Genomic DNA, 14,027 nt, shown 5'->3' with positions numbered 1-14,027 from the left:
CAATGATGTGCCGCCGCTCTCCCAACGAGTATTCAAGAGGACTCCCATGCGTCTTATCCGCATGCTGCTGCCAGTACTGGCGCTGACCACTCTCACGGCCCACGCCGATGACAAGGACGTGGCGCGTCTGACCCAATTGCTGGAAACATCGAAAACCCTGAGCGCGAACTTCTCGCAGCTGACCCTCGACGGCGGCGGCACGCAGTTGCAGGAAACCACCGGCGACATGACCTTGCAGCGTCCGGGTCTGTTCTACTGGCACACCAATGCGCCAGCCGAGCAGACCATGGTTTCCGATGGCAAGAAAGTCACCCTGTGGGATCCGGACCTGGAACAGGCCACGATCAAGAAACTCGACGAGCGTCTGACCCAGACCCCGGCGCTGCTGCTGTCCGGTGATGTGTCGAAGATCAGCCAGAGCTTCGACATCAGCGCGAAAGAGGCGGGCGGCGTGATCGACTTCACCCTCAAGCCGAAGACCAAGGACACCCTGTTCGACAACCTGCGTCTGTCGTTCCGCAACGGTCTGCTTAACGATATGCAACTGATCGACAGCGTCGGCCAGCGCACCAACATCCTGTTTACCGGGGTCAAGGCCAACGAGCCGGTGTCGCCGTCCAAGTTCAAGTTCGACATCCCCAAGGGTGCCGACGTGATCCAGGAATAAACCCAAAACCTTGTAGGAGTGAGCCTGCTCGCGATTCGATTTGTCAGTCACATCTTCATCGTCTGACCCACCGCTATCGCGAGCAGGCTCACTCCTACAGGGTCAATGATCGGCAAAATAGAGGTTTCAACGCTACGTGATGGATCTGTTTCGCAGTGCACCGATTGCCCAGCCACTGGCCGCGCGTTTGCGTGCGACCAATCTGGATGAGTACGTCGGTCAGGAGCACGTGCTCGCTCGCGGCAAGCCTCTGCGTGAGGCGCTGGAGCAGGGTGCCCTGCATTCGATGATCTTCTGGGGCCCGCCGGGCGTGGGCAAAACCACCCTTGCACGATTGCTCGCCGAAGTCTCCGATGCGCACTTCGAAACGGTCTCGGCGGTGCTCGCCGGGGTCAAGGAGATCCGGCAGGCCGTTGAAATCGCCAAGCAGCAGGCCGGCCAGTACGGCAAGCGCACGATTTTGTTCGTCGATGAAGTGCACCGCTTCAACAAATCCCAGCAGGACGCGTTCCTGCCTTACGTTGAAGACGGCACGCTGATCTTCATCGGCGCCACCACCGAAAACCCTTCGTTCGAGCTCAACAACGCTCTGTTGTCGCGCGCCCGCGTCTACGTGCTGAAAAGCCTCGACGAAGCGGCGCTGCGCAAACTGGTGCACCGCGCGCTTACCGAAGAGCGCGGTCTGGGCAAGCGCAACCTGACGCTGAACGACGAAGGCTTCCAGATGTTGCTGTCGGCTGCCGATGGCGATGGCCGGCGTCTGCTCAATCTGCTGGAAAACGCCTCCGATCTGGCCGACGACAACAGCGAGATCGGTACCGAACTCCTGCAAAGCCTGCTCGGCGACACGCGTCGGCGCTTCGACAAAGGTGGCGAAGCGTTCTACGACCAGATCTCGGCGCTGCACAAATCGGTACGCGGCTCCAACCCCGACGGCGCGCTGTACTGGTTTGCGCGGATGATCGACGGCGGTTGCGATCCGCTGTACCTGGCCCGACGCGTGGTGCGCATGGCCAGCGAAGACATCGGCAACGCCGATCCGCGCGCCCTCAGCCTGTGCCTGGCGGCGTGGGAGGTGCAAGAACGTCTCGGCAGCCCGGAAGGCGAGTTGGCCGTGGCCCAGGCCATTACTTATCTGGCCTGCGCGCCGAAAAGCAACGCGGTGTACATGGGCTTCAAAACCGCCCTGCGCGCTGCCGCCGAAAACGGCTCGCTGGAAGTACCGCTGCACCTGCGCAACGCGCCGACCAAACTGATGAAACAATTGGGCTACGGTGACGAATACCGCTACGCCCACGACGAGCCGGATGCTTATGCCGCTGGCGAAGACTATTTCCCGGAAGAGCTCGATCCCATTCCGTTCTACCAACCGGTGCCGCGCGGCTTGGAGTTGAAGATCGGCGAGAAACTCAACCACCTCGCCCAACTCGATCGTTTAAGCCCTCGGCAGCGGAGAAAATAGTGCTTCCATTGATCATTGCGGTCTCCGCCGGCGGGGTTGCCGGCACTTTGTTGCGCTTTGCTACGGGCAATTGGATCAACGCCAATTGGCCGCGGCACTTCTATACCGCGACGCTGGCCGTTAATATCGTGGGCTGTCTGTTGATTGGCGTGTTGTACGGCCTGTTTTTGATACGCCCGGAGGTGCCGATCGAGGTGCGCGCCGGGTTGATGGTCGGCTTCCTTGGGGGGCTGACGACTTTTTCATCCTTTTCACTGGATACGGTGCGCCTGCTGGAAAGCGGGCAAGTGCCGCTGGCCCTGGGCTATGCGGCACTCAGCGTATTCGGCGGGCTGCTCGCGACGTGGGCTGGCCTGTCTTTGACCAAACTTTGATAACGAGAAACCGACATGCTCGATTCCAAACTGTTACGTAGCAACCTCCAGGACGTAGCGGACCGCCTGGCTTCCCGTGGCTTTGCCCTGGATACCGCGCGCATCGAAGCGCTGGAAGAACAGCGCAAGACCGTCCAGACCCGCACCGAAGCACTGCAGGCTGAGCGTAACGCGCGTTCCAAATCCATCGGTCAGGCCAAGCAGCGCGGCGAAGACATCGCGCCGTTGATGGCGGACGTCGAGCGCATGGCGGGCGAACTGAGCGCCGGTAAAGTCGAACTGGACGCGATCCAGACCGAACTGGACTCGATCCTGCTCGGTATCCCCAACCTGCCGCACGAATCGGTTCCGGTCGGCAAAGACGAAGACGACAACGTCGAAGTGCGCCGCTGGGGCACGCCGACTGCATTCGATTTCGAAGTGAAAGACCACGTGGCGCTGGGCGAGAAGTTCGGCTGGCTGGACTTTGAAACCGCCGCCAAACTGTCCGGCGCGCGTTTCGCCCTGTTGCGTGGCCCGATCGCCCGTCTGCATCGCGCACTGGCACAGTTCATGATCAACCTGCACGTCAACGAGCACGGCTACGAAGAGGCATACACGCCTTATCTGGTTCAGGCCCCGGCGCTGCAAGGCACTGGTCAACTGCCGAAGTTCGAAGAAGACCTGTTCAAGATCGCTCGCGAAGGCGAAGCCGATCTGTACCTGATCCCGACTGCCGAAGTGTCGCTGACCAACATCGTTGCCGGTGAAATCGTCGATTCGAAACTGCTGCCGATCAAGTTCGTTGCCCATACTCCGTGCTTCCGCAGTGAAGCCGGCGCGTCGGGTCGTGACACCCGCGGCATGATTCGTCAGCACCAGTTCGACAAGGTTGAAATGGTCCAGATCGTTGAGCCGTCGACCTCGATGGAAGCACTGGAAGGCCTGACCGCCAACGCCGAAAAGGTCCTGCAACTGCTCGGTCTGCCTTATCGCACCCTGGCGCTGTGCACCGGCGACATGGGCTTCAGCGCTGTCAAGACTTACGATCTGGAAGTGTGGATTCCGAGCCAGGACAAGTACCGCGAAATCTCCTCGTGCTCGAACTGCGGCGACTTCCAGGCCCGTCGTATGCAAGCGCGTTTCCGTAACCCGGAAACCGGCAAGCCTGAGCTGGTGCACACCTTGAACGGTTCCGGTCTGGCGGTTGGCCGTACGCTGGTGGCCGTGCTGGAAAACTACCAGCAGGCCGACGGTTCGATCCGTGTGCCGGACGTGCTCAAGCCGTACATGGGTGGCCTTGAGGTCATCGGCTAAATGAAATATCTGCCGCTGTTTCACAACCTGCGCGGCAGTCGTGTGTTGGTCGTCGGTGGGGGGGAAATTGCCTTGCGCAAATCCCGCCTGCTGGCCGATGCCGGTGCGCTACTGCGGGTGGTCGCACCTGAAATCGAAACGCAACTGCGTGAACTGGTTACTGCCTCTGGCGGTGAATGCCTGTTGCGCGGTTACGTTGAGGCGGATCTGGACGGTTGCGGGCTGATCATTGCCGCCACCGACGATGAGACGCTGAACGCACAAGTTTCCACCGATGCTCACAAGCGCTGCGTCCCGGTCAACGTGGTCGACGCGCCGGCCTTGTGCAGCGTGATCTTCCCGGCGATCGTCGATCGCTCACCGTTGATCATAGCCGTGTCCAGCGGCGGCGATGCGCCGGTGCTGGCGCGTTTGATTCGCGCCAAGATCGAAACCTGGATTCCGTCGACTTACGGTCAGTTGGCCGGTCTGGCTGCGCGTTTCCGCAATCAGGTGAAAAGCCTGTTTCCGGATGTGCAGCAGCGTCGTGGTTTCTGGGAAGACGTGTTTCAGGGGCCGATTGCTGATCGCCAGCTGGCCGGGCAGGGCGCTGAAGCCGAGCGTCTGCTGCAAGCCAAGATCGATGGCGAAGCCATGGTCACCACCGGCGAGGTGTATCTGGTTGGCGCCGGTCCGGGCGATCCGGATCTGCTGACCTTCAAGGCCTTGCGCCTGATGCAGCAAGCGGATGTGGTGCTCTACGACCGTTTGGTTGCACCTGCGATTCTTGAACTGTGTCGTCGTGATGCCGAGCGGGTCTACGTTGGCAAGCGTCGTGCTGATCACGCCGTGCCGCAGGATCAGATCAACCAGCAACTGGTCGATCTGGCCAAGGCCGGCAAACGTGTCGTGCGGTTGAAGGGTGGTGATCCGTTTATCTTCGGCCGTGGTGGCGAAGAGATCGAAGAACTGGCGGCCCACGGCATTCCGTTTCAGGTGGTGCCGGGCATTACAGCGGCCAGCGGTTGCGCGGCGTATGCCGGGATTCCGCTGACCCATCGTGATTACGCGCAGTCGGTGCGCTTTGTCACCGGCCATTTGAAGGACGGTTCCACTGATCTGCCATGGGTCGACCTCGTCGCCCCGGCGCAGACGCTGGTGTTTTACATGGGCCTGGTCGGGTTGCCGGTTATCTGCGAACAACTGATCAAACATGGTCGTTCAGCGGATACCCCGGCGGCGTTGATTCAGCAGGGCACCACGGTCAATCAGCGCGTCTTTACCGGCACGCTGGCTGATTTGCCGCGACTGGTGGCGGAGCATGAAGTGCATGCGCCGACACTGGTGATCGTCGGTGAAGTGGTGCAACTGCGCGAGAAACTGGCGTGGTTCGAAGGGGCTCAGGCGCAGGTCTGAAAACCGAGTCGCCTCATTCGCGAGCAGGCTCGCTCCCACATTGGATCTGTGTCGTACACAAGTCCCCTGTGGGAGCGAGCCTGCTCGCGAAGAGGCCCTCAAAAACACCGAATCAATCAACCCCGGCGCCAAACCCCTTTGCCGCTCAACCGCGCCCGATCATGGGCCTCGTTGAAATCCTGCTCCGGCCCCTTCGGCACAACACCCGTCGGGTTAATCGTCTTGTGACTGCCGTAGTAGTGATTCTTGATGTGCTGGAAATCCACCGTCTCGGCAATCCCCGGCAGCTGATACACCTCACGCAGCCAGTTCGACAGATTCGGGTAATCGGCAATCTGCCGCAGGTTGCACTTGAAGTGCCCGTGGTACACCGCGTCAAAACGAATCATCGTGGTGAACAAACGGATGTCCGCTTCCGTCAGGTACTCACCCGATAAGTAGCGATTGGCACCCAACACTCGCTCCAGATGATCCAGTTCGGCAAACACCTCATCGAACGCTTCTTCATAAGCCTGTTGCGAAGTCGCGAAGCCTGCGCGGTACACGCCGTTGTTCACGGCCGGGTAGATTCGCTCGTTCAGCGCATCAATCTCGCCGCGTAATGGCGCCGGGTAGAAATCCAGATCATTGCCGGTCAGATCATCAAACGCGCTGTTGAACATGCGGATGATCTCCGCCGATTCATTGCTGACGATGCGCTTGAGCTTCTTGTCCCACAGCACCGGCACGGTGACGCGGCCGGTGTAATCGGCAGTGTCGGCGGTATAGCGCTGGTGCATGAATTCAAAACCATCGAGCTTATCACCCGTCGAGCCGAGTGCTTTGTCGAAGGTCCAGCCGTTCTCCAGCATCAGCCAACTGACCACCGAAACGTCGATCAGACTTTCCAGACCTTTGAGCTTGCGCAGGATCAGTGTGCGATGCGCCCATGGACAGGCGAGGGAAACGTAGAGGTGATAGCGTCCGGCTTCAGCGGCAAAACCGCCTTCGCCGCTGGGACCGGGTTCGCCGTTAGCGGTCACCCAGTTGCGGCGCTTGGCCTGTTCGCGCTGAAACGCGCCGTCCTTGCTGCTTTCGTACCACTTGTCCTGCCAGTGGCCATCGACGAGTAAACCCATGATCAAGACTCCGTAAACCAATAATCGTTGGAGTCGAGTCTATTCCGATGAGTTCGAACAAAAAGCGCAAAGATCAGGCGCGAATGATCGGTTAAATCGATTTGTCCCGCGCGGCCCAGTAGTGCTCGGCGGTTGCGAAGGCTTGCTCACGGTTTTGACCGAGGCCGCGTAAGGCCAAGGCCATGGTCGCAATCAGGGCCATTTGCGGGTAACTGTCGACGACATCTCCGCGCCAGACGGCTTTCAGATGTTCAACGTCCAGGGTTGCCGGTTTGACGTGGCGTTGCGCCGACAATTGCGGCCATTCCTCGTCCCAGCTCTCGCCACCTGTGGTGCCGTAGAGGTGACTGTCGGCATCCGGGTTGATCTCGATTTCGCCGCCATCACCCTTGACCACAATCGCCGTGTCGCCGAGCAAACCGCTGGCATCGCGATGCACTGCCTGATAGCCAGGATGGAAAATGCTCTGCAGCCCACAACGCGCGCCCAATGGATTGAGAATCCGTGCCAGCGAATGAATCGGCGAACGCAGGCCGAGGGTGTTGCGCAAATCGATCATGTTCTGCAATTGCGGCGCCCAGTCCACCAGCGGCATGAACGCCAGGCCGCCGTTGTCCAGTGCCGTGCCGACCTGTTGCCAGGTGCGGCACAACGGAATGTTCAACTCGCCGAGCAGTTGCTCGCTGTACATCCGCCCGGCCGTGTGTGCGCCGCCGCCGTGCATGAAAATGCGCACGCCGTTCTCTGCCAGACACTTGGCTGCCAGCAGATACCACGGCAGATGGCGCTTCTTGCCGGCATAGGTCGGCCAGTCGAGATCGACGTTCAGCTTGGGGGCCTGCAAGCGCTCGCGCAGGGCTTCGGTGAAGCCAGCCATTTCCTCGGCGCTTTCTTCCTTATGCCGCAGCAACATCAGGAATGCACCGAGCTGGGTGTCCTCGACCTTGTCGTCAAGGACCATGCCCATGGCTTCCCGGGCTTCTTCGCGGGTCAGGTCGCGGGCGCCGCGTTTACCCTTGCCGAGGATGCGCACGAATTGGGCGAACGGATGTTCGGCAGGTGTTTCGAGGGTCAGTGCTGGAAAGTCGGTCATAAGCAATTCGTCGGTTTGGGCAGGCCCGCCAGTTTCGCGGCGAGTTTGGCGGGGGTGCCTTTGAACAGTCGGTTCAGGTGCAGGCTGTTGCCTTTGTCCGGGCCGAGTTTCAACGCGGTGTACTTGATCAGCGGCCGGGTGGCCGGGGACAGCTGGAATTCTTCGTAGAAGCTGCGCAGCAGTTCGAGGACTTCCCAGTGTTCGGCGGTCAACTCGATCTCTTCGGCGGCAGCGAGGGCGCTGGCAACGTCGGCGGACCAGTCGCTGAGGTCGACAAGAAAACCGTCCTTGTCCAGTTCGATGGCGCGGGCGCCGACGGTCATGGAATTCATAGCCAGCTGTTGACCTTGTCGTGATGGATCGACAGCTCGACGAAGGCCGGGTAATCAATGGCCTCAGCCCAGTCCGGGACATCAATGGCGCGAGCCTGTGCATCTTCGGCAAGGACGAATAATTTGATTTGGCGTTGTTCCAGTGCACTGAACGGCGCGGTGCCTGGTTGCAACGCATACACCGCATCGCCGGAGAGCAGCAATGCATCAGCGCTGCCGATCAGGCGCAGGCAACTGGTCAGGCGATCGTCGCCAAACGGGGAATGAGACAACACATGCAAAGTCGACATCAGAGGGTGATCACCTGGTCGTAACGGTCAATAAGGGCGGTGATTTGCTCGGTAGCGAGCGGCTGCGCTTCGTCTAGCGACAGATTGCCGAGACCACGAGTGATGGCGCTCTCTGCGCAGTAGAACAACTCTTCGATACCAAACATTGGCAGCGCCTGCAGGTTGGCGCTGAGGTCTTTCTGTTGCAGCGCCTTGGCGTTCTGCCCAGCGGCCAGTTGCAACACGCCGTCATCGAGAAACAGCAAACCGATCGGCAGATCGAACGCGCCGCCGGCCAGCACAATGTCCAGCGCTTCGCGAGCCGCCGGGCCGGACCACGGCGATTGACGGCTGATGATCAACAGGGATTTGGCCATCTCACGCACCTCCGAAGCAGATCAAGCGGTCAGCGTCTTGCACCGCATCATGCAACTGACCGAGGCCGGACAATTCCCACGGCGCGCTGACCGAAATCGCTTCACGCTGGTAGCGCTTGGCTTCTTCAGCATTTAGCGCACCACGGCGCAGGGCGGCGGCGATGCACACCACGCCGTCCAGCTTTTGCTCGGTAATGAAGGCGCGCCATTGTTTGGGCAGGTCCAGTTCGTCCTGCGGCGTGACCACCGCATCGGAAGCGTTATAAACGCCGTCCTGATAGAAAAACAGCCGGACAATCTCATGCCCGCCGGCCAGCGCGGCCTGCGCAAACAGCAGGGCGCGGCGCGAGGAGGGCGCATGGGCGGCGGAAAACAGCGCGATGGCGAACTTCATGACGGACTCGATCAGCAAAACTGCGGCCATGATAAAGCTTTATCGAAGCCGCCGCGAAACCTTGTAGGCCTTCGCCTGCTCGCGATAGCGGTCTGTCAGTTGGTGAAGATGAAGAATGTGCCGGCGCCTTCGTCGGAACGCCGCCCGGAGCCGGCTCGCTCCTACAGAGATTTTTGTTGTCCTCGGTTAGCGCGGCATATAGCCCAGTTGCCAGCGCCGCGGGATTTTCAGCGAGAGCAGCCCGATCATCGCGGCCAGCAACCCGCTGACAAACATCGCCTTCAGTCCCAAATGATGTTCCAGCACTGCCCCCAGAATCGCGCCGATAAACATTCCGCTCCAAGGCACCAGTTGCACCCGCCAGCCACTGCGCCGTTCGCCAAGCATCCAGCGACCCAATCCACGGCCGAACCGCGACAACGCGCCAGTCACGTAAGTCAGCCCGACCGGTAAGCCATTCACTTCTTCGACCGCCGCGTTGAGCATGCCCATCGCAATGATCGCCGCCATCAGCGCCGGCAGTTGGGTGTCGAATGGCCAGACCGCTGCCGCGCACAGCAGGGTGGCGATACACAACAGCAGCGGCAGCGCTCGGCGGCCGCCGAAACGTGCGACGACGACCCCCAAGGCATTGCCGACAATAAATGTTGCGACGAGGATCAACAAACGCACGGTCAGCCCGACTTCGCCATCGCTGATCGCCACGGCGAGTCGGGTGGTGTTGCCGCTCATGAACGAGACGAAATCGCCGCTGGCCATAAAGCCAATGGCGTCGGTCATTCCGGCCAGCACCGAAAGGCTGGCCACCAGCGCCAGACCAATCCGCCCGCGCCACTTTTGTGTGTGCAGGTGGCCGGGGCTGGCGCGGTGAGTCGAGGCGGATGGCAGCATGAGTGGCGGTGTCCTTTCGCGGCGGTTACGGTTCTATGCCATACAGATCGCAATACTCCAGCCAATCCATCCCGGCCATTTCCGCGACTTCACGATGTACTTCCAGGCGCTGCGCCTGGTATTCCTCAGGCGAGTCAGCGGTCAGTTGCAAGGTCAGCTCCCAGGCGAACAGTCCGAGACTCTCCGCTTCGGCCTCAAACGCTTCATGCAGGCGCTCTTCGCGATACTGTGCTTGAGTTTCGCCTTTGGCCTGGGCCAGTAACGGGTTGAGGTGGTCGAGGGTTTCGCGCAGTTCGGGGCGCGCGTCGAGAAATATTTTCAGGGCATGTTCATGTCGCTGGTCGGTAGGCGCCATGGGGTTTCCTTGTGAGGCTGATGAGCTTAGGTTGCCGCAGCGGCCCGCGCGTGTCGCGCTATAAATGCAGTAAAGCAGAACGATTTCTGCTGCTGCGGTGATACAGTCCGCTTTTTTCTGAATGAGCGAATGCAATGCGAATTCTGATGGTAGCGCTGGCGGTGACGCTGCTGGCCGGTTGCGCAGGCTCGGTGATGGACGATGCTCGCACCAAAGCCCCCTATAAAGTACTGACTTCGGACAAAGCCGAGAAAGTCGTCGCCCAGTGTGTGCAGTTCGGCTGGCAGGACGAGGCGGTATTCGGCGTGGACGCGGCGGCGTATCTGGAACCGCGCAAGTCGGGCGGGACGACGGTGTATACCCGTTCGGCGGAGTCGTTTGTCGACGTGATTACCGAGGCATCGGGCACGACGCTGAATTACTACGCGCAGAAAGATGACTTTGTCGCCAAGCGCCGGTTGGCGGCTTTGGCGACCTGTCTGTAGGGCCAATGGTCGCGCTGAGGTTCAAGCCGCCTTCGCGAGCAAGCTCGCTCCCACATCGATTCTTTGTCGGTCATTAATCCAGTGTGGGAGCGAGCCTGCTCGCGAAGGGGTCAGTACATTCAACCTGCAAGTCGCTTCTGGAAAAAATGCCGTTTGTGCCCCGGCGGATAATCGACGATTTCCCCAAACTGGCTATACCCCAACTTCTTGTAGAACTCCGGCGCCTGAAAGTCGAACGTGTCGAGCCATGCGCCGATGCAGCCTTTCTCCCGCGCGAGCTCTTCGGCCATGTGCATCAGCTTCGAGCCAATTCCCTGGCCCCGGCCTGCTTCAGGCACTGACAGCAAATCGATGAACAACCACTGACAGACCAGTCGGCCATAAAGTCCGCCCAGAATCTTGTCGTGATCATCGCGCACCAGCAGGGTGAGCGGCTCTGATACCGCGATCCCGGCCTTGGCCACGTTATAGGCATGCAGGGGCGCCAAAATGGCCTGGCGTTCTTCTTCTGTGGAATGTTGCGACAGCTCGATGCGCAAATTCATGCGTGACTTCCTTGTAGTTTGAACCCGCAGCCTATCCTGCCCGGCACCTGTCTTCCAAGCCCTGCCGCAACCCGTTGGAACTGCCGCTCTCGCGTCGGGGTCTAGCCTTTACAGCGTCACTCCAGCACGCGATTGATGAGGATCCCCCATGAATATTTTCGAAGCCCTTCGCGAAAGCCACGACCGCCAGCGTACTTACGCCAAAAGCCTGATCGAAACCAGCGGTGACACCCCGGAGCGGGTTGAGGCTTACAAGTTGTTGAAAGCCGAATTGCAGGCCCACGAAACGGCCGAAGAACGTCATTTCTACATTCCGTTGATGGAATACGACAACGGTGTCGATCTCAGCCGCCACGCCATTTCCGAACACCATGAAATGGACGAGATGATGGAAGAACTCGACGAGACCGAAATGTCCAGCCCAGCCTGGCTGGCCACTGCCAAAAAGCTCTCTGACAAAGTTCACCATCACCTGAAGGAAGAAGAACAGAAGTTCTTCCAGATGGCTGGCAAATTGCTCAGCGAAAAACAGAAAGAACAACTCGCCGGGCAGTACGAAAAGGAGTTCAACGCACAGCTGCCGTGAGTACTGAATGGCAGTGTTTGCAGCATTGGCGTGTAATCTTTTGTCGTCATCTCAGGTGGGCGTTGTCGCAAAAGGCTGTATATCCATCCAGTATTTGCGGTGTTTTTACGGTTCTAGGCTGCTGACTGCGACAAAACCGCCGATGGACAAAAAATCCGTCTCCGTTAGCTTGAAGGCCTCTCCTCGGAAAGGAGAGTTCTTAAATCAACGGAGTGAAAAACATGAATCAACCACAAGCACAAACCCAACTGCGACACGGCCGTATCATTTCCCCTGCAAGCCGCGGTGCGGTAGCGATCGAGCAAGGATTGCTCGGCGCTTGGCAGGTTAATGAAATGGAAGGCGGGAAGAATTTCCCGGCGCTGGCAGCGGGGCCGTTCCCGGCGCCTTACCAGAGCGACTCGGACAGTGTCACGCCACCGGCCGACGGCTACATTCTCAGCGGTGGCAAGAGCGATGCCCGCGATTGCGTGAACTTCACCAATGACGAAATGAGCAAAAAGCTCGCTCGTCCGTTCACCTGGCCGCTGCTCAATGTCACCCCGGGGCAAACCCTCGAAATCAAATGGGAATACACCGCGCCGCACACCACCCGTGGTTACCGCTGGCTGATCACCAAGGATGGCTGGGACCCGAAACAACGCATCACTCGCGCGCAACTGGAAGCCCAACCGTTCTTCGAGGACTTCTACACTCAGGTGCCTTATTACAGCTACCCGAATGAATTGAAGGCCAAGGTCAATCACGCGGTGAAACTACCGACCAACAAGACGGGCCATCACGTGATCGTGCTGATGTGGATCGTCGCCAATACCGGCAACGCTTTCTATCAGGCTTTCGACGTCGACTTCAAATAACGGCGCTGCGTCGCCAAACCCACACGTTCTGAAGGATTAGAACATGTCAAAAATCGATTTCTCTTTAGTGCAAAACGCGGCGAGCGATGCCGCCTCGCTGATGCCGAGCATTGCCGGTAAAAAGATCCTCATGGGCTTCTGGCACAACTGGCCGGCGGGCCCGAGCGACGGTTATCGCCAGGGCCGCTTTGCCAGCCTCTCGCTGGAGGAGGTGCCCAAGGAATACAACGTCGTCGCGGTCGCTTTCATGAAGGGCAGCGGGATTCCGACCTTCAAGCCGTTCAACGTTTCCGATGCCGAGTTCCGCCGCCAGGTCGGTGTGCTCAACAGCCAGGGTCGGGCCGTGCTGATTTCACTCGGTGGCGCCGACGCGCATATCGAGTTGCGCAGCGGTCAGGAACAACCGCTGGCCAATGAAATCATCCGTCTGGTGGAAACCTACGGCTTCGACGGACTGGACATCGATCTTGAACAGAGCGCGATTGATTTCGCTGCCAACAAGACGGTTCTGCCAGCGGCATTGAAACTGGTCAAGGATCACTACGCAGGCCAAGGCAAGCACTTCATCATCAGCATGGCCCCGGAGTTTCCGTACCTGACCAGCACCGGTAAATACGTGAGCTACCTGCAGGCACTGGAAGGCTACTACGACTTTATCGCCCCCCAGTTCTACAATCAGGGCGGTGACGGGGTCTGGGTGCCGGAAGCCAACAATGGCGCGGGTGCGTGGATTGCGCAGAACAACGATGCGCTGAAGGAGGATTTCCTTTACTACCTGACCGAAAGTCTGGTGACCGGCACGCGTGGCTTCACGCGGATCCCGGCGGACAAGTTCGTCATCGGCCTGCCGGCCAACAACGATGCAGCTGCCACCGGTTATGTGATCGACAAAACCGTGCTCGGGAATGTCCTTAAGCGTCTGGCGATCAAGGGGCTGCCGATCAAGGGTTTGATGACCTGGTCGGTGAATTGGGACAACGGCACCAGCAAGGATGGCGTGCCGTACAACTGGGAATTCAGCCGGCGTTATGGGCCGTTGCTTCATGGAGTGAGTTCCACCGAGTCGGATGTCGATGACAAGCTTTCGCACATCGCTCGTTAGTTGCAAATAAAGAAGCCCGGTAGCGCTGCCGGGCTTTTTATTGGTTTGGAATGCGTGCGGGTATATTTTTATTTGGTTTTTACTAGGACGTAAAGAGTGTCATTGATCGACATTTTTTCGATTCTGTTTAAATAGATAAGCTCTTTGAATTCTTTTTCGAGTGTTTTCTTGTCGCAGTATTTTTCATATATAAGCGGCCTGTCCGAAGCGTAAATGTAAAGGCGCCATACGTCAAAGCCGTCGATTCTGCTGTTCGAGCCGTAATCGAAGTCCACTGATTCTGATGGGAAATGAATGGCGCACCCTACGCCGTGCAGCTCATATTGAATTTCATCAGTTATTTCACCGCAGCGTTCGATTTGCTTGCTCCGCCAGAGTCTTAAAATATTCCGAGTGCCAAATTTTTTTTGTAGTAATTCTGTTCCAATT

General features: G+C 59.0%; 18 protein-coding genes and 1 pseudogene. 9 read left to right on the top strand and 10 right to left on the bottom strand.

Annotated features, from left to right (window positions below; genetic code table 11):
* Positions 1–46 precede the first annotated feature (46 nt).
* The 5 genes from lolA to cysG all read left to right on the top strand — a co-directional run bounded on the left by lolA (position 47) and on the right by cysG (position 5,194).
* Complete coding sequence (lolA, locus tag VY732_RS18805) at positions 47–667, top strand: outer membrane lipoprotein chaperone LolA (RefSeq protein WP_077573591.1); 621 nt, start codon at positions 47–49, stop codon at positions 665–667.
* Between the two features lie 139 nt (positions 668–806).
* Positions 807–2,129: a replication-associated recombination protein A gene (locus VY732_RS18800; protein ID WP_134176562.1), complete on the top strand. Its 1,323-nt coding sequence runs from the start codon at positions 807–809 to the stop codon at positions 2,127–2,129.
* The gene (gene crcB, locus VY732_RS18795; protein WP_053121588.1) at positions 2,129–2,503 is read left to right on the top strand and encodes a fluoride efflux transporter CrcB; all 375 of its coding nucleotides are present in this window, start codon (positions 2,129–2,131) and stop codon (positions 2,501–2,503) included. Before VY732_RS18800 ends, crcB begins: the two co-directional genes overlap by 1 nt.
* 15 nt (positions 2,504–2,518) lie before the next feature.
* Positions 2,519–3,799, top strand: coding sequence for a serine--tRNA ligase (serS, locus tag VY732_RS18790; RefSeq protein WP_007908080.1), 1,281 nt, complete (start codon positions 2,519–2,521; stop codon positions 3,797–3,799).
* Positions 3,800–5,194, top strand: a complete 1,395-nt coding sequence (gene cysG, locus VY732_RS18785; protein WP_038369690.1) for a siroheme synthase CysG — start codon at positions 3,800–3,802, stop codon at positions 5,192–5,194.
* A 116-nt stretch (positions 5,195–5,310) separates the two neighbouring features.
* Here the strand turns inward: cysG and VY732_RS18780 are convergent, their stop codons facing one another.
* The 8 genes from VY732_RS18780 to VY732_RS18745 all read right to left on the bottom strand — a co-directional run bounded on the left by VY732_RS18780 (position 5,311) and on the right by VY732_RS18745 (position 10,023).
* Positions 5,311–6,312: a glutathione S-transferase family protein gene (locus tag VY732_RS18780; RefSeq protein ID WP_331691462.1), complete on the bottom strand. Its 1,002-nt coding sequence runs from the start codon at positions 6,310–6,312 to the stop codon at positions 5,311–5,313.
* Positions 6,313–6,403: 91 nt separating this feature from the next.
* Positions 6,404–7,405 (bottom strand): glycosyl transferase family protein, encoded by a 1,002-nt coding sequence (locus tag VY732_RS18775; protein ID WP_331691461.1) that lies wholly within the window; start codon positions 7,403–7,405, stop codon positions 6,404–6,406.
* Positions 7,402–7,737, bottom strand: a complete 336-nt coding sequence (locus tag VY732_RS18770; protein WP_095118237.1) for a TusE/DsrC/DsvC family sulfur relay protein — start codon at positions 7,735–7,737, stop codon at positions 7,402–7,404. Before VY732_RS18770 ends, VY732_RS18775 begins: the two co-directional genes overlap by 4 nt.
* The gene (gene tusB / locus VY732_RS18765) at positions 7,734–8,027 is read right to left on the bottom strand and encodes a sulfurtransferase complex subunit TusB (protein WP_331691460.1); all 294 of its coding nucleotides are present in this window, start codon (positions 8,025–8,027) and stop codon (positions 7,734–7,736) included. Before tusB ends, VY732_RS18770 begins: the two co-directional genes overlap by 4 nt.
* A complete protein-coding gene (gene tusC, locus VY732_RS18760; RefSeq protein ID WP_331691459.1) occupies positions 8,027–8,383 on the bottom strand; it encodes a sulfurtransferase complex subunit TusC in 357 nt (118 codons plus the stop codon). The genes tusB and tusC overlap by 1 nt, the downstream gene beginning before the upstream one ends.
* A gap of 1 nt (position 8,384) precedes the next feature.
* Positions 8,385–8,777 (bottom strand): sulfurtransferase complex subunit TusD, encoded by a 393-nt coding sequence (gene tusD / locus VY732_RS18755; protein ID WP_077573604.1) that lies wholly within the window; start codon positions 8,775–8,777, stop codon positions 8,385–8,387.
* 186 nt (positions 8,778–8,963) lie between these two features.
* Positions 8,964–9,668 (bottom strand): YoaK family protein, encoded by a 705-nt coding sequence (locus tag VY732_RS18750; protein ID WP_331691458.1) that lies wholly within the window; start codon positions 9,666–9,668, stop codon positions 8,964–8,966.
* Positions 9,669–9,693: 25 nt separating this feature from the next.
* Positions 9,694–10,023: a DUF6388 family protein gene (locus VY732_RS18745; RefSeq protein WP_236431526.1), complete on the bottom strand. Its 330-nt coding sequence runs from the start codon at positions 10,021–10,023 to the stop codon at positions 9,694–9,696.
* 134 nt (positions 10,024–10,157) lie between these two features.
* Here VY732_RS18745 and VY732_RS18740 point away from each other — a divergent pair, with 134 nt between their 5' ends.
* Complete coding sequence (locus VY732_RS18740) at positions 10,158–10,508, top strand: hypothetical protein (RefSeq protein ID WP_123594197.1); 351 nt, start codon at positions 10,158–10,160, stop codon at positions 10,506–10,508.
* A 119-nt stretch (positions 10,509–10,627) separates the two neighbouring features.
* On the opposite strand, the gene VY732_RS18735 is transcribed toward VY732_RS18740, so the two are convergent.
* Positions 10,628–11,053: a GNAT family N-acetyltransferase gene (locus VY732_RS18735; protein WP_150775035.1), complete on the bottom strand. Its 426-nt coding sequence runs from the start codon at positions 11,051–11,053 to the stop codon at positions 10,628–10,630.
* 148 nt (positions 11,054–11,201) lie between these two features.
* Between VY732_RS18735 and VY732_RS18730 the strand changes: the two genes are divergently transcribed.
* From VY732_RS18730 to VY732_RS18720, 3 genes and pseudogenes are all read left to right on the top strand, one after another.
* Positions 11,202–11,639 carry a hemerythrin domain-containing protein gene (locus VY732_RS18730; RefSeq protein WP_137219239.1) on the top strand — a complete coding sequence of 146 codons (438 nt, stop codon included), beginning with the start codon at positions 11,202–11,204 and terminating at the stop codon, positions 11,637–11,639.
* A 221-nt stretch (positions 11,640–11,860) separates the two neighbouring features.
* On the top strand, positions 11,861–12,496 hold the full coding sequence (locus VY732_RS18725; RefSeq protein ID WP_331691457.1) for a lytic polysaccharide monooxygenase auxiliary activity family 9 protein: 636 nt from the start codon (positions 11,861–11,863) through the stop codon (positions 12,494–12,496).
* A gap of 43 nt (positions 12,497–12,539) precedes the next feature.
* Positions 12,540–13,541: pseudogene (locus tag VY732_RS18720) on the top strand (chitinase); the annotation flags it as partial.
* A 125-nt stretch (positions 13,542–13,666) separates the two neighbouring features.
* Here VY732_RS18720 and VY732_RS30000 read toward each other — a convergent pair.
* Positions 13,667–14,026 (bottom strand): DUF6896 domain-containing protein, encoded by a 360-nt coding sequence (locus VY732_RS30000; RefSeq protein WP_442968575.1) that lies wholly within the window; start codon positions 14,024–14,026, stop codon positions 13,667–13,669.
* Position 14,027: the final 1 nt, after the last annotated feature.

The organism is Pseudomonas sp. ZY71 (assembly GCF_036542145.1).
GTDB classification, from domain to species: domain Bacteria; phylum Pseudomonadota; class Gammaproteobacteria; order Pseudomonadales; family Pseudomonadaceae; genus Aquipseudomonas; species Aquipseudomonas koreensis_A.
This window is presented reverse-complemented; position numbering and strand designations above follow the sequence as displayed.